This is a genomic window from Agromyces tropicus, assembly GCF_039531345.1.
Classification (GTDB): domain Bacteria; phylum Actinomycetota; class Actinomycetes; order Actinomycetales; family Microbacteriaceae; genus Agromyces; species Agromyces tropicus.
On the sequence record NZ_BAAAPW010000005.1, the window covers coordinates 280,698 to 298,967 of the forward strand.

An 18,270-nucleotide genomic window follows, 5' to 3' on the forward strand; every position below is an offset into this window, starting at 1 on the left:
CGACGGAGCGGTGCGAGGATGGTCGGCATGCCGCACGACGTCCCCACCGCTCGGCCGCGCGTCCTGGGCGCGGTCGTCGACGACGAGACGCGCTGCGTGCACTACCGCACCGAGGTCGACATCGTCGCGATCCGCTTCGCCTGCTGCGGCGAGTACTACCCGTGCCACCTCTGCCACGAGGAGGCCGCGGGACACCCGGCATCGCAGTGGCCGGTCGCCGAGCGCGGCACGCGCGCCGTCCTGTGCGGCGCCTGCGGCGCCGAGCTGCCGATCGCGACCTACCTCGAGGTGGACGCCTGCCCCGAGTGCGGCGCCGCGTTCAACCCGCGGTGCCGGCTGCACACCCACCTGTACTTCGAGACGGAGGGCTGAGGCCTCCGTCGACGTCAGCGGCCGAGGAACGCGATCGCGTCCCGCCGGAACTCGCGCGATCCGGGCGCATTGAAGTGGTGCCGGCCGGGGATCTCCAGGAACGAGCCCTGCGGCGTCGCCGCCGCGAGCGCCCGCGACTGCTCGATGATCGCGTCCTCCGTGCCGGTCGCGAAGAGGATGGGCTGCGGCGGGGGGCTCGCGGGGTCCGGGTCGGCGTCGCCCAGCCGCATCCCCTCGGCGAGCGCGACGAGCGCCAGCAGGTCGTTGCCGGCGACGCGCTCGGCGAGGGTCACGTAGTTGCGGGTGACCGGGTCCTCGACCGGGGTGCCGTGCTCGGCCCACGCGCGCGCCTGCTCGATCTGCATGCGCGCGAGCGGCCGCCCGTCGGGGATGCCGCCGAGCACCGCGCGCTCGACGCGCTCGGGCACCTGGACGGCGAACTGCCAGCCGACGCGCGCGCCGAGCGAGTAGCCGGCGTACCGGACGGTGTCGATGAGGTACGTGTCGAGGACGGTGACCAGGTCGCCGACGAACGCGTCCATGGCATAGGCGGATGCCTCGTGGGGCGTGTCGCTCGCCCCGTGCCCGCGCTGGTCGACGCCGAGCACCCGGAAGCCCGCGCGCAGCAGGTCGCGCACCCACCCCGTGCTCACCCAGTTGTCGCGGCAGCTCGAGGCGAACCCGTGCACGCAGAGCACGGTGGGCGCGTCCTCGTCGCCCCAGAGGTAGGTCGCGATGCGTCGCCCCTCCCCCGACATCACGAACTGCGGCGCGGGCATCTCGGTCAGTGCGGGGAAGGCGGCGTCCATGCCGCCATTCTGCCGCGCCCCGGAGCCGCGGGCGCACGGTGGCCGCGTCCGGGGCGTAGCATCGCGTCGAACGGTGGCGAAGCGAGGGTGCTCCGGGATGACGACGGCGGCGGACGGTGATCGGGGCCGGTTGACGAGCCTCGCGACGCGTCGCCTCGCATCGGTCCTGGACGACAGCCGCGAGCTGATCGGCTGCGAGTCGCCGAGCAGCGACCGCGCCGCCGTGGCCCGCAGCGCGGAGGTGGTCGCCGCCATCGGCTCGGAGACGATCGGCGTCACCGGCGACATCGTGGTCACGGGCGAGGCCACGCACGTGCGCTTCCGGTTCGGCCGCGGCCGGCCGCGGCTGCTGCTGGTCGGACACCACGACACGGTCTTCCCGCTCGGCACGCTCGCCGCCCGGCCCTGGTCGGTCGTCGACGGCCTGGTTCGCGGACCCGGGTGCGTCGACATGAAGGTCGGGATCGCGCAGGGGTTCCACGCCCTTGCGATGCTCGTCGGGCTCGGCGTCGACCTCGACGGAGTGACCTTCCTCCTCACGGGCGACGAGGAGCTCGGCTCGCTGGACTCGAGACCGCTGATCGAGGCGGAGGCGCGAGAGTGTGCGGCGGTGCTCGTGCTGGAGGGCAGCGCGTCGGGTGCGGCGATCAAGACCGGACGGAAGGGCACGTCGCGCTACACCGTCGAGGTCGCCGGGCGCGCCGCCCACGCGGGCGTCGAACCGCGCAAGGGTGCGAACGCCACGGTGGAGCTCGCCACCCAGATCCTCGCGGTCGCCGCCCTGAACGAGTTCGGCGCGACCACCGTGACCCCGACGCTCGTGAGCGGCGGCACCTCTCGGAACACCGTGCCCGACCGGGCCACGCTGGAGGTCGATGTCCGCGCCTGGACGGCCGCCGAACAGGATCGCGTCGATCGGGCGATGCGGCACCTCTCCCCCGGCGATGCCGACTGCACGGTCACGGTCATCGGCGGGCCGGATCGGCCGCCCATGGAGCCGGGCCAGGCCGCGGGCCTCTTCGCGATCGCCCAGCAGGTCGCCCGCCGCGAGGGGCTGCCCGACCTGCGCGAGGTGTCCGTCGGCGGGGCGTCCGACGGCAACTTCACGGCGGCGATCGGGGTCCCCACGCTCGACGGCCTCGGCGCGGTCGGCGGCGACGCGCACGCGGCGGGCGAGTACGTCCGCCTGGACGCGATCGTCCCGAGGACCGCCCTGCTCGCCGGCCTCGTCGAGGCGCTCGTCGAGCGGTGAGCTCCGGCCGGTGCCCGTGCCCGCGCCCGCGGCCGGTCAGCCCTGGAAGTCCTCCGGGTCGACGTCCTCGAGGAACTTCTTGAACTCCTCGAGCTTCTCCTCGTCGCCGCTGTCGTGGTGCTCGACCATCTCCGCCGGGATGCCCGCCTCGTCCATCACCGCGTCGGCGACGTACAGGGCGGCCTCGACCCGCACGGCGAGCCCGATCGCATCCGAGGGCCGGCAGTCCAGCACGAGCGGACCGGTCGGGGTCACGAGCGTGAGGAGGCCGTAGAAGGTCCCCTCCTCGATGCGGGTCACCTCGATGCGCTCGATGCGCGCGTCGACCGTCTCGAGCAGCGTCACCATGAGGTCGTGCGTGAGCGGTCGGGGCGCGTGATCGCCGCCGAGCGCGATCAGGATGGACGTCGCCTCCTGCTCGCCGATCCAGATCGGCAGCACCCGGCCCTCGCCCTCCTCGTCGCCGAGCGGCTTCAGGAGGACGATGTGCTGACGGGCCGCGTCGAGCGCGATCCCGAGGACGCGGACCTGGACCATGACGCCTCCCGTCGGCCGTTCGGGCGTGGTCCTGCCATCGTACGTCGGGCCGCGGAGGCGGGTCAGGACGCTCGGCCCCCGAGGTCGCCGAAGAGGAAGTCGCCGCCGTCGGCGTCGGCGCGCCGTGCGACTTCCATCGGGTCGACCTCGGCGCCGTCCGCGCGGCGCACCTCGTCCGCAGCGGCGAGCGCCGCGGCATCCGGCGCGACGTCGACGTGCTCGGCCTCGGCGTCCAGGCGCTTGCGCGCCGCACGCTCGACGAGGACGGGGACGAAGTCGCGGACCGGGCGGCCGTCGAACCGGTGGTGCTCCTCGTCGACGACCGCGCGGATGCGGTCGTCGACGACGGAGGGGAAGCGCTCTCGCAGGCGATCGACGACGTGCTCGACGGCCTGCTGTTCGTCGGCCTCACTGGTCATGGGTGCAGTGTGCGTCATCGCGCCGTGAGGTGCAAGCCGACCGCGAAGCTACGCGATCAGGAACCGCGCGATCAGGCCGTCGCGGAGGTCGAACGTGAAGGTGCCCGGGCCGTTGTAGCCGTTGCCCGTGACGGTCAGCGTCACGAGGTACTGCTCCGGCATCCGCCCCGCCCGCACGCCGTGCACGTCGAAGTGCGCCTGCTTCCCGATGTTGTCGGTCTCGTTCCAGCTCGCGACGCCGTCGCGGCCGTGGAACTCGCGGCCCCAGTCGTTGAGGTACGCGTCCTCGGTGAACGCCGCCACGAAGCCCTCGGAGTCGCCCGCGTTCGTCGAGTCGACGAACGCCTGGATCGCCGCCGGCATGGTCGTGTCCGTCATGCGGCCACCCTACGCCCGCTGCACGGCCGGAAGCCCCGCGCATTCGCCGCGGTGCCCGACGTCGATCGACAGGTTGCCGTACGGCGTGAAGTAGGCGGACCACACGCGGCGCAGCACCCTCCTCGTCCGCACGTCTGCACCGACGTCCCCGGATCGGCGCGCGCCGACCCGCAGGCGACGATGCACGCCGCGCCACCGCACGACGCAGAACAGGTCCCAGTCCGCATCCGCGTCGAGACGACGGATGTCGAGGGTCGACGTCGCGCGCGCCTCGGCGCCGGCGAACGTGGTGACCGTCCGCGTCGGCACCTCCGCCTTCGACCGCCGGTGCACCCACACCGCTCGGACGTCGTCCGGCACCGCGTCGAGCCCCGGCACCTCGACGCGCAGCGTGGTGACGATGCGTCGACGATCGACATCCAGGCCCTCGAGCGTCGTGCCCGCTCGGAGCCCGAGGTCTCCGTAGCCGCGTCCGGCGCCTCGGAATTCGAAGTCCACGTCTCCGGGGACGACGGGCAGCGGGCCGCCGTCGGCGACGACCCGGGCGACGGCGTCCACCGTCGGCCCGTCGCCCGCCGAGATCGCGTCGAGCAGGACCCGCACCGCCGGCCGGGCCTTCGCCCGCAGCGCGGGCCCGTACGCCGAGCGGATCCCCTCACGGGCCCGACGGACGAGGGCTTCGCGCTCCCCGTCGGGAAGGGCGAGGTAGTCCCGGCCGAACGACCGCACGATGCCCCCGCGTCCGAGCATCGGGCGGGCGACCAGCAGGTCCTGATCCGCGCGATCCGCGAGTCCCGCGCGCACGACGACGTCGACGAGCGCGAGGTTGCCCTCCAGGTACTCCGCGGGCGACTGCCCGATCGTGACCGTGTTGCCGCCGTCGCGGCGCGACCGCAGGCGGTAGTAGACCTGGTCCGACGCGATCGACACGGTCCCGCCGCCGAGGTACGCCCCCATCACGAATGGGCGGTCCTCGCCGATCCGGAACCCGGTCGGGAAGCGGAGCCCCAGCCGCTCGACCGTGCTGCGCCGGAACATCTTCCACGGCCCGAGCGTCTCGTACGCGCCGGATTCGATCGCGGACTCGGCGACGTGGTCGCGGTCGAACATCCGGGTCGGCACCGGGCGCTCGGGTCCGTCGAAGCTGGCCATGCGGCCCAGGATCACGTCCGACCCCGATCGGTCGCCGAGTCCGGACAGGCGCTCCAGGGTCTCGGGCGCCAGGACGTCGTCCGCGTCGACGAACATGAGGTACTCGCCCCGTGCCGCCTCGATTCCGGCGTTGCGCGGCGCTGCGGCCGATCCGCTCGCCGGTCGTGCGATCACCCGGAACCGCCCGTCCGACGCGGCGAACCGACGCGCGAGCGCGAGCGTGCCGTCGGTCGACCCGTCGTCGACCACGATGACCTCCATCGCCTCCGGATCGATGGTCTGCGATCGCAGAGATTCGAGGCACTCGGCGAGGTACTCCTCGCCGTCGTGGACGGGGACGACGGCTGAGACCTTCACCCGTCGAGCGTAGTGGCGTCGGACCGCGCGGTTCGCCCGCCGACGACCGCGGGCGGGGCATCCGTTCGGACGCCGCGGCCGCGGCCGGTTCGGGTGGCAGGCTCAGCCCGGCAGGTTCGCCGTCGCCGTGCTGAAGTTGGTCCCGCTGCCGTCGGGCTTGTAGTTCTTCTCGACGTTGCCGGCCGAGTCGACCGAGAACCAGTTGATCGTGGTGCCGGCGGGCACCGTGATCGTCTCGGCGCCCTCGCGCACCCCGGCCGACGCGTACATCGTCGACGCGTACGTCGGCTTCGACCCGTCGAGGGTGTAGAACACGGCCGCGGGCTCCGAGGTGTCGAACCTCACGTCGACCATGCCCGACTCGGCGCTCGCCTCGACGACGACCTTGCTCGACGGACGCTTCTCATCGGTGTCGAAGTCGCGTGCGACGCGCATCAGCTCGACGAGGCCGTTCGCGAACTCCTGCGACTCGGCGTGCGCCGAGGCGCCCATCGGGTTCTCGTTCTCGAAGGGAGGCTGGAACGTCGTGCCGACCTCGAAGTTCCAGGCGTAGATCCCGTACTTGTACCAGAGCAGGTCGCCCGAGTTGCCGGCCGCCGAGTAGAGCACGTCGGCGATCGGGCCCGTGCGCGCCGGCGTCACCGACATCCCCCGGTACCGCTTGATCTCGCTCAGGATCCGTGCGGAGGCGCCCCAGAAGTACGACTCCTCCTCGAGGCTCGGCCGCGGCGCCGAGATCCGGCCCGGCGTGATGTACGCGCCCGGCGACCACATGAAGTAGTTGCCCGAGCTGTGCAGGTTCATCGCGAAGCGGATGTTGGGGTTGGCCCCGGCGATCCAGTCGATGTTGCTGCTCTCCGGCTCGCTGAGCTCGGACGGGCCGGCGTACGTGCTGCTCGTGCACGAGGTCGACGCGCCGTTGTACCCGTCGAACAGGCTGTACGTGTCGTAGTTGCGGTTGTTGTCGACGCCCCAGCTGTTGCGCGCGTTCGCGTCGATGCTGCCGGTCGGCTCGCAGTGGTTGGTCATGTTCTTCCGCTGCGAGTTGAAGTCGTAGAACGAGTAGTGGCCGCCGTCGGGGTTCACCGACGGGACGATCCAGATGTCGAGCGCGTTCACGAGCTTCTTCGTCTCGGCGTCCTGCGCGGAGTTGCGCAGCAGCCGCTCCGCCGTCTCGATCGTCACGAGCGGCGGCACCCACTCGCGAGCGTGCTCCTGCGCGTACGCGAGGACGCCGGGCTTCGACCCGTCGCGGGTCTTGCCGATGCGGATCGCGTACACGGGGTGCGGGTCGCGCGACACGCTCTCGGGTGCGGAGAGCCCGTCGGCGAGGTCGGCCGCGGCCGCCGAGACGATCCCCGAACCGGTGTTGCCGCGATAGGTGTAGGCGGTGACGAGGGCGGATGCCTCGGGCGAGGCGTTGATCGCCGCGACGACCTGCGCCGCAGTGCTCGTGATCGCGCCGGACGCATCGGTCGCGAGCGACACCGTGATGTCGTCGCCGGCGACGGAGACGCCGAGGGCGGCATCCGCTGCACCCGGGTCGACGAGCGCGACGCTCAGGTCGTTGCCGCCCTCGTGGCCCCAGGCGACCGAGTCGATGCCGACCCGGTTCGAGCTCGAGGACCCGAACAGCGCCTGCGCGAGGCGCCGGTAGCCGTTGGTCTCGTACGGCAGTTCGACGATCTCGGCGAGCTGCGGGAACTCCGCGGCGAGCGCCGCGACCCGGTCGTAGAGCTCGGTCGGCGTGAGGTACGAGGTGATGAAGTCGGACTGGTAGTTGGGGCCGAACGCGCCGTCGCCCTCGATCGGGAGCCAGTCGGCGACCGTCGCGGTGGCGGTGTCGCCGCTCGGGCTCGTGATCCGGATGGTGTCGGGGCGCGTCTCGACGACGGCCGCGCCGCGGTGGTAGAGGTAGACGCCCGCGTCGACGAACCGGCTGATGTTCTGCGTGCCGCCGGAACCGATCTCGGTGCCGGGGCCGCTGTCGCGCTCGACGGTGAGCTGCGCGGAGTTCGTCTGGCCGTCGGCCCACTTCGCCTCGACGGAGAGGTAGCCGACCCCGAACGACGTGTAGTAGTCGGCGCGGATGATCTTCACGTCCGAGACGTCGCCGGCCTCGGCCGCCTCGGCGAACTCGGCGTTCGCGGCGACCGCATCGGCGATGGTCGCGTCGCGCTCGGCGAGCACGGCCCCGGTGTCGTCCTCGTCGTGCAGCGACGTCCCGACCGCGAAGCCGCGGGCGCGCAGGGCGTCGGCCTCGCCGTCGCTCACCACGGCGTGCGCGGTGATCGTGCCGTCCGGATTGGCGTGCGCGGCGTGGTCGAGGTCGACGCCGGTGTCGACCAGCCGGTCGAGCTCGGCGGAGTCGGCGACGATCACCTCGACGACGGCGACGTCGTCACCGGCGTCGCGGACGAGTTCCGGCAGCGGCTCGGTGCCGCTGGCCGGACTGATGGGCGTCATGCTGGTCAGGACGAGCCCGGCGAGCGCGGCGAACGCCGCCGACCCTCCGAGCACCCTGCGTCTCATCGTGGACATCGGTGTCTTCCCCCTCGTTGCGGTGACCCAGTGGTGGAGCCTGCACCGGTTCGGAGGATCGCGGGATCACCCGGCCCCCATCCGGATCGCTCGGCCCGCGGGTGTCGGCCGGGGTCGAGCGTGGGCTCTGTCTATCGGGTGGCAACTTTCGCGTCAACGATGGCAAAAGTAGACGGGACAGATTGGATGATCTGCGCCTCGCCCGGCGGACGATCGGCGCGCGCGACCCGCCCGGCCGTTCGAGCGATCGCGGCCCTCGGGCCCGCGACGTCGTTCGTTGCCGGATCGAGACCGCTGCGTCATCCGGCCGCCGCCTTCGAGTCGCATGCCGCTGCTAGCATCCGCAGCACGCGCCCCTTCCGCGCGACCCGAACGACCCGAACCCGGCGCGTCCCACCGCGTCCCCACCAGATCGGATGCACGTGCGACGACGCCATGCCCTGAGACTGCTCGCCACCGGACTGGCCCTCGTGGTCGGCATCGGCGCCCTCACCGCCGCCCCCGCCGAGGAGGCGCAGGCGGAGCGTTTCTGCGACAAGCATCCGCGCACGCTCTCCGGCACCGTCGAGCGCATCTCGGGCGCCGACCGCTTCGCCACCGCCGTGGCGATCTCGAAGCGGCACTTCGACGCCGGGACCTGCCGAGTGTACGTGGCGTCGGGACTGGACTTCCCGGATGCGCTCGCCGGAGCGGCGGACGCGTCCGGCACCGTCGTGCCGTACCCGGTGCTCCTGGTCCGGCCCGACTCCATCCCTGCCGTGGTGGCGGCGGAGCTCAAGCGCCTCGACCCGGACGATATCGTCGTCCTGGGCGGAACGGCCTCCGTGTCGGACCGCGTGTTCCGTCAGCTCGAGGGGTATGCGGAGACCTCGGTCATGCGCGTCGGCGGCCGCGACCGCTACGACACCGCGGTCCAGATGTTCCTCAGTGTCCCCACGTCCACCGACCGCGTCTACATCGCGTCCGGCCAGGGGTTCCCCGACGCGCTCGCAGCGGGCTCGCTCGCCGGCCGGGATTACGCCCCGTTGCTGCTCACCTCGCGCTACGCCGTGCCGGAAGTGGTCAAGGAGCACCTGCGGCAGCGCAAGCCGAAGCACATCATCATCGTCGGCGGCACGGGCGCGGTCTCCTCGGCGGTCGAGTCCACGCTCCGCTCCTACGCCAGCGAGTCCGTGACGCGCATCGCCGGCAAGGACCGCTTCGCCACGGCCGTCGAGGTCTCGAAGCAGCGGGCGCAATGGCCCGCCGGCATCGCGTACGTCGCGTCCGGACTGGCGTACCCCGATGCGCTCACGGCCACGCCGGCCGCCCAGATCCACGGCGTCTCCGTGCTGCTGGTCGCGCCGAACTCGATCCCGGCCGTCGTCGACCAGGAACTCAAGCGCCTGCAGCCCCGGCACATCGTCATCCTCGGCGGCACCGGCGCCGTCTCGGCCGACGTCGAGCGCAAGCTCCAGGGCTACCTCGTCGCCCCCTGATCGCGGGGTCGGAGGGGGCCGGCCCGTCCGATCGACCGCCGCGCTACTCCTCGATCGCCCCGCCGATCGCGCGGAGGTGCTGCCGGAAGGTCGTGCCGTCGCGGTCGCGCGCCGCGAGGTACTCCGCGAAGCGGAGCTGCTCGCGCAGGCTCGTGCCCATTCTGATCTGCGATGCCTGGCGCCGTTCGACGTCGCGGATGCCGGCCGCGACCGAGGCGATCTCGTCCGCCAGGTCGGCCGGGAGGAACAGCACGCCGTCGTCGTCGCCGAACACCACGTCGTCACGCGTGACGTCGACGTCGCCGACGCGGGCCCGGGTGAGGGCGTCCGCGGCCTGCTCGTCGAGTCGCTGCGGCCCACCGGCCAGCGTTCCCTCGCTGAAGAGCGGGATCGCGATCTCCCGCAGGTCGCGCGAGTCGCGATGCAGCCCCCAGATCACGATCCCGGCGAGGCCGGCCTCGCGGGCCTCGAGCGCGACGAGATCGCCGACGCAGGCCTCGTCACGGCGACCGTCGTCGTCGACCACGAGCACGTCGCCCCGCTCGGCATGCTCGAACGCCTCCAGGAACACGTCCACGCTCCCAGCATGCCGCGCGGGGCATGCACGCCCGACGAGGTGCGTTCCCGCCCGGATCGGTCGGACCTCCGGCGGGGCCTGCCGGATCGGGATGCCGAGTCGGAGCAGCGCGTCGGCCACGTGCGCGGTGGTCAGGTCCTGGTACGTGCGGCGCAGGTCGATGGCATCCACGTGGTCCTCCTCGGGCGTCCGGGACGGGCATCGCGTCCGCCCCGAGACCATGCTCGCGCGATGTCCGACCCGCGTGCCAGAGTGAGCGCGTGATCGTCCAGACCAACGTCGTCGGCAGCCGCACCGGGGTCGAGGAGCACGTCGTCGACGTCCCGGCGGAACGGGTCTCGCTGCGCGACCTGCTCGTCATGCTGGTGGACCACGAACTCGCCGTGCACGAACGTCGTCGCGGCGAGCGTCGCGTGCTTCGCATCCTGACGCCGTCCGACCTCGCCGAGGGGGCCGAGTCGGGCCGGTACGGGAGTGAACGGCGAACCGCACCGAGGGCCCCGTCGCCCGATCTCGCCCGCGCCCGCGCCCTCGAGGCCTTCGAGGACGGCCTGTACTACGTCTTCCTCGACGGCCGGCAGGTCGACCGACTCGACGACGTGCTGGAGATCTCGCCCGAGTCGACCCTCCGGATCGTCCGCCTCGTCGCCCTCGCGGGTGCATGATCGTGATCCCCGGAGCCCAGGCGCAACAGGAGCTGGCGGCGATCCGCGTGCCGATCGACTTCCGGACGGGCCTGACCCTGAGGGGTCGGCGGCGTGCGCCGGCCGTGAGCCGGCGCGTGGTGGATGCGGTCGACCGGCACGAGCAGGCGCCCCATGACCTCATCGCCGAGCTCGACGCGATGGACCTGGCGAAGCGCACCAGGGCGTTCCGCGCGATCACCCCCGAACTCGGCGCGGCACTCGCCCGCTGGTGGAGCTGGGCGCGGAATTCGCCATACCAGGTCGGGTGGACCAGGCGCGCGTTCCGGTCGCCCGACCCCGTCGACTCCGGCCAGGCGCGATTCACGATCCTCGCGCAGCTGCTGCCGCACGCCGTCGCGTACCCCCGGCCGCTCGCCTGGCACGCCGCGTGGCTCCTGCACTTCGGCGACCACGTCCCACTCGGACCGGTCCTCGCCGCCGCGATGGACGACGGCGACGACGGGGTGCGAACCACCCTGATCGAGAGCGCCCACGCGCGGCATCCCATCTCAGGGCCCACGCGCCAGGGCCTGGTGGCGCTGCTGGCGAGCGGCGAATCGAGCGACTGGGAGCAGGTCGCGGGCCTGCTCCGGAACGCCGGTCGCGCGGAGGGCCTGCGGCAGAGCATCCTCGAGGCGGCCGACCTGGCGCATCCCGACGCGTTCGCGCGGATCATCGACGTCGTCCTCGAGCACGACCTCACGCGATTCGCCGGCACGGTCCGCGCTGCCGGGGTCTGGGTGGGCGAGACGTTCGAGGTGCGTCAGTCGAAGGTCGTCGCGGCGGCGCTGCACGGCATCCGTCACCGCCTGGATCGTCCGGCAACGGCGGCCGAACTGGTCGCGGGGGATCCCGCCGACGCCTACCTCGGGCTCTGGTCGCTCGCCGTCCGGGACGCGCCGGGGGCGATTCCCGTCGCCGCCGACGTGCTTCGAAGCCCGGACGAGCGCGCCCGGCTCGCCGCCGCCCGCCTGCTCGCCGACCTCGCACTGCCGCTCGCCGGCGAGGCGCTCGCGTCGGCGCTGCGAGACGAGTCCCTTCCCGTATACGCGGCCGCCGCTGCCGCCTGGCCGGTGCAGCACTGGAGCTCGAAGGAGGCCTCGCCGGACCTCGATCCAGAGGTCCGCTCCGCCCTGCTCGAGCGCGTGCAGTCGCTGGGCCGGAGCCGCGACGTGCAGACCGGACTCCTCGGCGAACGCATCGAGAAGGTCGGGTCCGCACAGGCCGCCGACGTGATCGTGTCGCATACGCCGGCGGAGGCGCTGGACGCCACGGTCCTCGAGGCCGCCACGGCGTCCGGCCGCTCCCAGGCCGCTCGGAAGTACGCGGCGGACCCGGTCTCGCACCGCGCCGTGCTCTTCAGCCTGCTGGACGACCGTTCGTCGCAGGTGCGAGGGGTCGCCCAGGAGGCGGTGAGCGGGCTCGTCGGCCTCACCGACGACGAGGCGGGACGACTCGAGGACGCCCTGGCGCGGAAGTCGGCCGACGTCCGGACCACGGCGCTGCGGCTGCTGGCCGCCCAGTCGCCCGAGCGGCTCGCCGGAACGATCGCCCGCCTGAGGTCCGGCACGCCCGACCAGCGGCGTGCGGCGACCGAACTGCAGGCGGCAGCCGGCGCCGGAGCGGACGGCGATTCCGTCCCCGGCGTCACGGCGATCCCGGCGGCGCTCGCCTACGGTCCGGACGAGCGCACCGCCGCGATCCGCCCGGCGAGTCCACCGACCGGATCGTTCACCCGCTACCACGACGGGTGCCGGCTCGTCCTCACGTCGCTCGCCGCCTGGATCGACGAGCACGCCGACACCGAGGTGCAGACCTACCACGGGGTGGAGATGCTCGCCAACGTCGGTTGGCTCTCCCCGGCCGCCGACGGGAGACTGCCGCTCGCCGACCTGCTCGAGCCATGGTGGGAGCGGATCTCGGGCCGCCTCACCGATGGCGGGATCGAACTCGCACTGCTGCACCTGCGGGGCCTCGGCTACGGCGGCTGGGTCGACCGGGTGAACCGCGAGGTCCTCGGATTCGTCGAGGAGCCCGGAGGCGTCGATCGGCGCATCCAGCTCCGGATGAACCTCATCGCCCGACTCGCCGAGCACGCGTGGCGACCGAGCTGGGCCGACCCGGTCCTGGACATGCTCGATGCCGCGGCCGCCGCCGTGCCGCCGCGCTCCCTGCTGGGCCCAGCGGAGGTCATGGCTCGCAGGGGCGTGGAGGTCACCTCGAACGCCTGGGGCGGGATCGAACAGACCGACGGGCGGCGGGCGTTCTTCGGCGCACTGTTCGAGGAACTCCACCGGTTGGTCGACCTGGCCGCGCTGACGGACGACCAGGTCGCGAGATGGTGGCGCACCGCCCGGTACCTCGACGAGCCCGAGGGCACGTTCGACACATGGAAGGGGGAGACGGTCGAGGTCGCGGAGCCGAACCGATGGGGTCGCGAGGCGGGGGCCTCGGTGCGCGTCCCCGACCAGCCGTACCGCCTCCGACCCGCGCCGCCGATCGTCGTCACGGCGTTCGAGCGCGGCGTCGCCACCCGCGCCGACCTCGTCGACGCGATCCTGCTGCCCCCGGTCCGGTCGCCGATGTGGGGGTACGGGCGCGGCGACGACGCCGCGGTCGCACGCGAACTCACTCGCCTCCGGCCGGAGCCGTGGGCGACGGGCGATCTGACGCAGCAGGTCGTGGAAGACGTCCGTCGTGCCGTGATCGAGCACGAACGGCGGCGGGGCGACCTGCCCACGCCGTTCTCGAACACGGCGGCGGCGTTCCGTTCGGCGTACGGAGCCGAGAGCCTCGTCCGGGTCGTCGAGTCGCTCGGGTCGCGACCGCTCACGCGCGGATACGCGTGGACGGAATCCCGCGAGAGCGCGCTCTCGCACCTGATCAGGATCCACCAGCCTGCGCCCGAGGACACTCCGGCGTCGTTCGGCCGGCTCGTGGAGCAGGCGGCGATCGCCGAGCAGCGCGTCGTCGAGATCGGCGTCTACTCGCCGCAGTGGGCGACGCTCATCGAGGGCCACCTGGGTTGGCCGGGCTACGCGTCGGCCGTGTGGTGGGTCCGTGCGCACACCAAGGACGAGAACTGGACCGTCGACCAGGAGATCCGGGCCGCCTGGCAGTCCGAGGTGAGCCAGCGCACGCCGCTCGACGCCGCAGACCTCGTCCGCGGCGCCGCGGACGTCGCATGGTTCCGGCGCATGCACGAGGAGATCGGTGCGGACCGGTTCCGACGGGTGCTGGCGGCCGCGAAGTACGCGTCCACCGCGGGTGGCCACACACGGGCGAGACTCTTCGCGAACGCCCTCGTCGGCGCGGTCGAGGAGTCGGAGCTGCTCGAGCGCATCCGCTCGAAGCGCAACCAGGATGCGGTCCGCGCGCTGGGGCTCCTGCCGCTCCCGGGGGACCGACGCGCGACGCTGCTCGCCCGGTACGAACTGCTGCGCGGCTTCGTGGCATCCGACCGCACGTCCGGCTCGCAGCGGCGCGCATCGGAGACCACCGCGGTCGCCGTCGGCATGGAGAACCTCGCTCGCACGGCGGGGTACCGCGACCCGCAGCGACTGGTCTGGGCGATGGAGGCCGAGGCCGTCGCCGACCTCGCATCAGGCCCCGTCACCGCTCGGGACGGAGACCTCGCAGTCACGTTGGCCCTCGACGAGCACGGGTCGCCATCGGTCGGCGTCGCGCGTGCCGGGAGGCGGCTGGCGTCGATCCCCGCGGCCAGCCGGAAGCACCCGGAGATCGCCGCGCTGCGCGACCGCGCGACGAGGCTGAGGACGCAGGCGACCCGGATGCGCGCATCCCTCGAGGAGGCCTGCATCCTGGGCGACGCGTTCGAGCCGGCCGAGCTCGGGACGCTGCTCGCCCACCCGGTCATGGCGCCGATGCTTCGATCCCTCGTGCTCGTGGACGCCGAGGGCGTCGCCGGCTTCGCCTCGGCCGAACCGGCCGTCATGACCGGACCGGACGGCTCGCCGCGCCCCCTCGGCGAGGGCGCCCGGATCGCGCACCCGCTCGACCTGCTCGCCTCCGGGGAGTGGCCCGACTTCCAGCACCGGCTGATGGCCGACGGGATCACCCAGCCGTTCAAGCAGGCGTTCCGCGAGCTGTACACGCCGAGCGCCGGCGAGCGCGACGACGCAGGAACCACGTCACGGCGCTACGGCGGCCATCAGGTGCAGGTGCGACAGGCGGGCGGGATCCTCCGGTCGCGCGGGTGGGTGTCGGACGTCGAGCTGGGCTTCTCCCGTACCTTCCACCGGGAGAAGGTGACGGTGTGGTGCCGCCTGCTCGACGGATGGGGCTCGCCGACGGATGTCGAGGACGCGACCATCACGGACGTGACCTTCAGCAGGCCCGGCATGTGGGACCCGATGCGACTCGAGGACGTCCCCGGTCGCGTGTTCTCCGAGGCGATGCGCGATCTCGATCTCGTCGTGTCCGTCGCGCACGCGAGCGGGGTCGATCCGGAGGCGTCCGAGTCCACGGTGGAGATGCGAGCACGGCTCGTCGACGAGACGGCCGACCTGCTCGGCCTGCGCAACGTCGAGGTGGGCGGGCATCATGCGCGGGTGAAGGGGACGCTCGGCACCTATACGATCCACCTCGGCTCGGGGATCGTGCACCGGGTGCCGGGCAACGCCGTGTGCATCGTGCCGGTGGGCGCGCAGCACCGCGGCCGGATCTTCCTGCCGTTCGCCGACGACGATCCGCGCACCGCCGAGATCGTCGCCAAGGTCGTGCTGCTCGCACGCGACGAACGGATCACGGACCCGACGATCCTCCAGCAGCTGGTCGGCTGAACGCGGGAGGATGCGGGCATGACGACGACCGTCGACGAGTACATCGCGATCTTCCCCGACGACGTGGCGGAGCGGCTGCGCCGGGTACGGGCGGCCATCGTCGCCGAGGTGCCCGAGCCCGAGGAACGGGTGCGGTACGGGATCGCCGCGGTCATGCTCGGCGGCCGGTACGCACTGCACTTCGCGGGGTGGAAGCGGCACATCGGCCTCTACCCGGTCCCCACGCTGCCCGAGCCGCTGGAGTCCGAGGTCGCGCCCCGCCGGTCCGGCGCCGACTCGGTGACCTTCCCGCACTCGGCACCGCTCCCCGACGAACTGATCTCGCGGATCGCCGCGGCGATCGTCGAGCTCCGGGCGAACGAGCGCGCATGACCGAGCCGATCGGCACGCCGGGCGGCACGCCCGAACGACCCGCCCTCTTCTTCTCGGGCCCGGAGGAGTTCCGCGCGTGGCTCGAGGCGAACCACGAGACGGCGACCGAGTTGTGGATGGGCCTGAACAAGAAGCACGTCGCCGATCGCGGCCTGACCTGGGAGGAGGCGGTGCCCGAGGCGCTGTGCTTCGGATGGATCGACTCGGTCGCCCAGCGCATCGACGAGGACACCCGACGCCAGCGATGGACGCCGCGCAAGGCGGCGAGCACCTGGTCGGCCGTGAACATCGCGCTCGTCGAGCGGCTCACGGCCGAGGGGCGCATGCATCCCGCCGGCACCGCCGCGTTCGAGCGGCGCCGCGAGGATCGGTCGGCGATCTACTCGCACGAGAACCCCGAGCTGGCGCTGCCACCGGAGTTCGCGGCGCGACTCGCGGCGGATGCCGCGGCATCCGCCTTCTGGGAGGCCGCGACGGCGGGCTATCGGCGACAGGTCGTGCATTGGGTGCTCACGGCGAAGCAGGAGGCGACGCGCGAACGCCGGCTCGCGCAACTGATCGAGGAGAGCGCGGCCGGGCGACTCGTGCCGTTCCAGCGGTACGGCGAGGAACCGAAGTGGGTCGCCCGCGCCGCCGGGGCCGCCCGCGCCGCGACCGCCCCGGAGTGACGCCCGCCCCAGGCCCCGGGCACCTCCGCCGGTGCTAGGTTCGAGGCAGGGGGCGATTCCGATGGTGGACCTCACCCAGTACGTCTGGGTCGTGTGGCTCATCATGATCTTCGTGTTCGTGATCATCGAGCTGCTCACGCTCGAGTTCACGTTCCTCATGCTGGCCTTCGGGGCCGTCGCCGGCCTCGGCACCGAGCTGCTCGGCTGGCCCTGGTGGGCGCAGTTCCTCACGGCCGCCGTCGTCTCGGTCCTGCTCCTGCTCACGATCCGCCCGCTGATGCTGCGCACGATGCGGCGCGGGGCCGACCTGACGCCGAGCAACATCGCCGCGCTCGACGGCATGACCGGCAGGGTGGCCGCACCCGTCGGGGCCGGCGGCGGCCTCGTGAAGCTCGCCAACGGCGAGACGTGGACGGCGCGGCTCGAGCCCGGCTCGGGCGATGCCGTCCTCGACACCGGCGAGTCCGTCCGCGTCGTCAGGGTCGACGGCGCGACCGTCGTCGTCGGGCCGCCGACCACCACCCCGCCGGAGACGTCCGGCCCATCCGACGAGGAGCGACGCGCATGATCAGCATCGACGGGTTCATCGGCCAGATCTTCATCATCGTCCTGCTGGTCGTCATCGGGATCTTCGTCCTGGTGGTGCTCATCCGGGCGATCCGAATCATCCCGCAGGCCTACGCGGGCATCGTCGAGCGGCTCGGCCGCTACCACAAGACGCTCACGCCCGGCCTGAACATCCTCGTGCCCTTCATCGACCGCGTGAAGCCGCTGGTCGACATGCGCGAACAGGTCGTCTCGTTCCCGCCGCAGCCGGTGATCACCGAGGACAACCTGGTCGTCTCGATCGACACCGTCGTCTACTTCCAGGTCACCGACGCCCGCGCCGCCACGTACGAGATCAACAACTACCTCGGCGCCGTCGAGCAGCTCACCACCACCACGCTCCGCAACGTCGTCGGCGGACTGAACCTCGAAGAGACGCTGACCAGCCGCGACAACATCAACAGCCAGCTGCGCATCGTGCTCGACGAGGCCACCGGCAAGTGGGGCATCCGCGTCTCCCGCGTGGAATTGAAGGCCATCGACCCGCCGCACACGATCCAGGACTCGATGGAGAAGCAGATGCGCGCCGAGCGCGACCGCCGCGCCGCGATCCTGACCGCCGAGGGCACCAAGCAGTCCGCGATCCTGACCGCCGAGGGGCAGCGGCAGGCGGCGATCCTGCAGGCCGAGGGCGACGCGAAGGCGGCCGTGCTGCGCGCCCAGGGCGAGGCCGAGGCGATCCTGACCGTCTTCGACGCCATCCACAGGGGCGACCCCGACCCGAAGCTGCTCGGCTACCAGTACCTGCAGGTGCTCCCGCAGCTGGCCGAGGGCGCGTCGAACAAGCTCTGGATCGTGCCGAGCGAGCTCACCGAGGCGCTCAAGGGCATCGGCTCGGCGTTCACGCCGAAGGGCGACGGTCGAACGGACGCCGGCGGCGACACGTCGCGCTGAGCCACGACCGAGCCATGCACGGGCCTGTCGCGCACGGCGCCCCGCACGTAGCATCGCCTCATGGGGGAAGCAACGCTGAGCGGCCTCGCGCGGCCGCATCTGAGTGACACCGCACAGGGCTCCGGCTGGTCCGTCCAGGTGAGCGACGACACCGGGAAGGTCGTCGACGTGCTCGTCGTCCACCCGAGGGACATCGGCCCCGAGGGCGACGAGGCGGCCATCCGGAACCGGCTCGCCCGCCACTACGACGTGTCCGGCACGAGCATGACGAGCGACGCCGAGACGACCGACGACGGGCTGCCCGAGACCGTCATCCGCATCACCGGGCTCCGCGCGAGCTGACGGCCCGCGCCCCACCTCACGGGCGCGG

17 protein-coding genes are annotated in these 18,270 nt (G+C 72.6%); 10 read left to right on the forward strand and 7 right to left on the reverse strand.

The window, feature by feature from the left end; all coding sequences use genetic code 11:
• Positions 1-27 precede the first annotated feature (27 nt).
• On the forward strand, positions 28-372 hold the full coding sequence (locus tag ABD230_RS15595; protein ID WP_344376436.1) for a CHY zinc finger protein: 345 nt from the start codon (positions 28-30) through the stop codon (positions 370-372).
• Positions 373-386: 14 nt separating this feature from the next.
• Here the strand turns inward: ABD230_RS15595 and ABD230_RS15600 are convergent, their stop codons facing one another.
• The gene (locus ABD230_RS15600) at positions 387-1,181 is read right to left on the reverse strand and encodes an alpha/beta fold hydrolase (protein WP_344376439.1); all 795 of its coding nucleotides are present in this window, start codon (positions 1,179-1,181) and stop codon (positions 387-389) included.
• A 97-nt stretch (positions 1,182-1,278) separates the two neighbouring features.
• Between ABD230_RS15600 and ABD230_RS15605 the strand changes: the two genes are divergently transcribed.
• Positions 1,279-2,433, forward strand: coding sequence for a M20 family metallopeptidase (locus tag ABD230_RS15605; protein ID WP_344376441.1), 1,155 nt, complete (start codon positions 1,279-1,281; stop codon positions 2,431-2,433).
• A gap of 36 nt (positions 2,434-2,469) precedes the next feature.
• On the opposite strand, the gene ABD230_RS15610 is transcribed toward ABD230_RS15605, so the two are convergent.
• From ABD230_RS15610 to ABD230_RS15630, 5 genes are all read right to left on the reverse strand, one after another.
• On the reverse strand, positions 2,470-2,970 hold the full coding sequence (locus ABD230_RS15610; RefSeq protein WP_344376443.1) for a bifunctional nuclease family protein: 501 nt from the start codon (positions 2,968-2,970) through the stop codon (positions 2,470-2,472).
• Between the two features lie 62 nt (positions 2,971-3,032).
• Positions 3,033-3,389, reverse strand: a complete 357-nt coding sequence (locus ABD230_RS15615) for a three-helix bundle dimerization domain-containing protein (RefSeq protein ID WP_344376446.1) — start codon at positions 3,387-3,389, stop codon at positions 3,033-3,035.
• A 48-nt stretch (positions 3,390-3,437) separates the two neighbouring features.
• Positions 3,438-3,767, reverse strand: coding sequence for a nuclear transport factor 2 family protein (locus ABD230_RS15620; protein ID WP_344376449.1), 330 nt, complete (start codon positions 3,765-3,767; stop codon positions 3,438-3,440).
• A gap of 9 nt (positions 3,768-3,776) precedes the next feature.
• Complete coding sequence (locus ABD230_RS15625) at positions 3,777-5,276, reverse strand: glycosyltransferase (protein ID WP_344376452.1); 1,500 nt, start codon at positions 5,274-5,276, stop codon at positions 3,777-3,779.
• A 102-nt stretch (positions 5,277-5,378) separates the two neighbouring features.
• On the reverse strand, positions 5,379-7,817 hold the full coding sequence (locus tag ABD230_RS15630; RefSeq protein WP_344376455.1) for a M14 family metallopeptidase: 2,439 nt from the start codon (positions 7,815-7,817) through the stop codon (positions 5,379-5,381).
• A gap of 422 nt (positions 7,818-8,239) precedes the next feature.
• Here ABD230_RS15630 and ABD230_RS15635 point away from each other — a divergent pair, with 422 nt between their 5' ends.
• A complete protein-coding gene (locus ABD230_RS15635; RefSeq protein ID WP_344376458.1) occupies positions 8,240-9,295 on the forward strand; it encodes a cell wall-binding repeat-containing protein in 1,056 nt (351 codons plus the stop codon).
• A 43-nt stretch (positions 9,296-9,338) separates the two neighbouring features.
• Here the strand turns inward: ABD230_RS15635 and ABD230_RS15640 are convergent, their stop codons facing one another.
• A complete protein-coding gene (locus ABD230_RS15640; protein WP_344376460.1) occupies positions 9,339-10,043 on the reverse strand; it encodes an RraA family protein in 705 nt (234 codons plus the stop codon).
• A gap of 89 nt (positions 10,044-10,132) precedes the next feature.
• Here ABD230_RS15640 and ABD230_RS15645 point away from each other — a divergent pair, with 89 nt between their 5' ends.
• The 7 genes from ABD230_RS15645 (at position 10,133) to ABD230_RS15675 (ending at position 18,242) form a co-directional block, all read left to right on the forward strand.
• Positions 10,133-10,537 carry a hypothetical protein gene (locus ABD230_RS15645; RefSeq protein ID WP_344376462.1) on the forward strand — a complete coding sequence of 135 codons (405 nt, stop codon included), beginning with the start codon at positions 10,133-10,135 and terminating at the stop codon, positions 10,535-10,537.
• Positions 10,538-10,539: 2 nt separating this feature from the next.
• Positions 10,540-15,360, forward strand: coding sequence for a DUF5724 domain-containing protein (locus ABD230_RS15650; RefSeq protein WP_344376464.1), 4,821 nt, complete (start codon positions 10,540-10,542; stop codon positions 15,358-15,360).
• An 18-nt stretch (positions 15,361-15,378) separates the two neighbouring features.
• On the forward strand, positions 15,379-15,732 hold the full coding sequence (locus ABD230_RS15655) for an iron chaperone (RefSeq protein WP_344376467.1): 354 nt from the start codon (positions 15,379-15,381) through the stop codon (positions 15,730-15,732).
• Complete coding sequence (locus ABD230_RS15660) at positions 15,729-16,400, forward strand: YdeI/OmpD-associated family protein (RefSeq protein WP_344376469.1); 672 nt, start codon at positions 15,729-15,731, stop codon at positions 16,398-16,400. Before ABD230_RS15655 ends, ABD230_RS15660 begins: the two co-directional genes overlap by 4 nt.
• Positions 16,401-16,461: 61 nt before the next feature.
• Positions 16,462-16,968, forward strand: coding sequence for an NfeD family protein (locus tag ABD230_RS15665; RefSeq protein WP_344376473.1), 507 nt, complete (start codon positions 16,462-16,464; stop codon positions 16,966-16,968).
• The gene (locus ABD230_RS15670; protein WP_344376476.1) at positions 16,965-17,900 is read left to right on the forward strand and encodes an SPFH domain-containing protein; all 936 of its coding nucleotides are present in this window, start codon (positions 16,965-16,967) and stop codon (positions 17,898-17,900) included. The genes ABD230_RS15665 and ABD230_RS15670 overlap by 4 nt, the downstream gene beginning before the upstream one ends.
• Before the next feature lie 60 nt (positions 17,901-17,960).
• Positions 17,961-18,242, forward strand: coding sequence for a hypothetical protein (locus tag ABD230_RS15675; RefSeq protein ID WP_344376478.1), 282 nt, complete (start codon positions 17,961-17,963; stop codon positions 18,240-18,242).
• Positions 18,243-18,270 lie beyond the last annotated feature (28 nt).

Bases quoted from the DNA above. Each gene is read 5' to 3' on its own strand.
- ABD230_RS15605 (WP_344376441.1), top strand. From the start codon at position 1,279: ATGACGACGGCGGCGGACGGTGATCGGGGCCGGTTGACGAGCCTCGCG.
- ABD230_RS15620 (WP_344376449.1), bottom strand. From the start codon at position 3,767: ATGACGGACACGACCATGCCGGCGGCGATCCAGGCGTTCGTCGACTCG.
- ABD230_RS15660 (WP_344376469.1), top strand. From the start codon at position 15,729: ATGACCGAGCCGATCGGCACGCCGGGCGGCACGCCCGAACGACCCGCC.
- ABD230_RS15665 (WP_344376473.1), top strand. From the start codon at position 16,462: ATGGTGGACCTCACCCAGTACGTCTGGGTCGTGTGGCTCATCATGATC.
- ABD230_RS15630 (WP_344376455.1), bottom strand. From the start codon at position 7,817: ATGTCCACGATGAGACGCAGGGTGCTCGGAGGGTCGGCGGCGTTCGCC.
- ABD230_RS15600 (WP_344376439.1), bottom strand. From the start codon at position 1,181: ATGGACGCCGCCTTCCCCGCACTGACCGAGATGCCCGCGCCGCAGTTC.
- ABD230_RS15615 (WP_344376446.1), bottom strand. From the start codon at position 3,389: ATGACCAGTGAGGCCGACGAACAGCAGGCCGTCGAGCACGTCGTCGAT.
- ABD230_RS15670 (WP_344376476.1), top strand. From the start codon at position 16,965: ATGATCAGCATCGACGGGTTCATCGGCCAGATCTTCATCATCGTCCTG.
- ABD230_RS15655 (WP_344376467.1), top strand. From the start codon at position 15,379: ATGACGACGACCGTCGACGAGTACATCGCGATCTTCCCCGACGACGTG.
- ABD230_RS15610 (WP_344376443.1), bottom strand. From the start codon at position 2,970: ATGGTCCAGGTCCGCGTCCTCGGGATCGCGCTCGACGCGGCCCGTCAG.
- ABD230_RS15675 (WP_344376478.1), top strand. From the start codon at position 17,961: ATGGGGGAAGCAACGCTGAGCGGCCTCGCGCGGCCGCATCTGAGTGAC.
- ABD230_RS15595 (WP_344376436.1), top strand. From the start codon at position 28: ATGCCGCACGACGTCCCCACCGCTCGGCCGCGCGTCCTGGGCGCGGTC.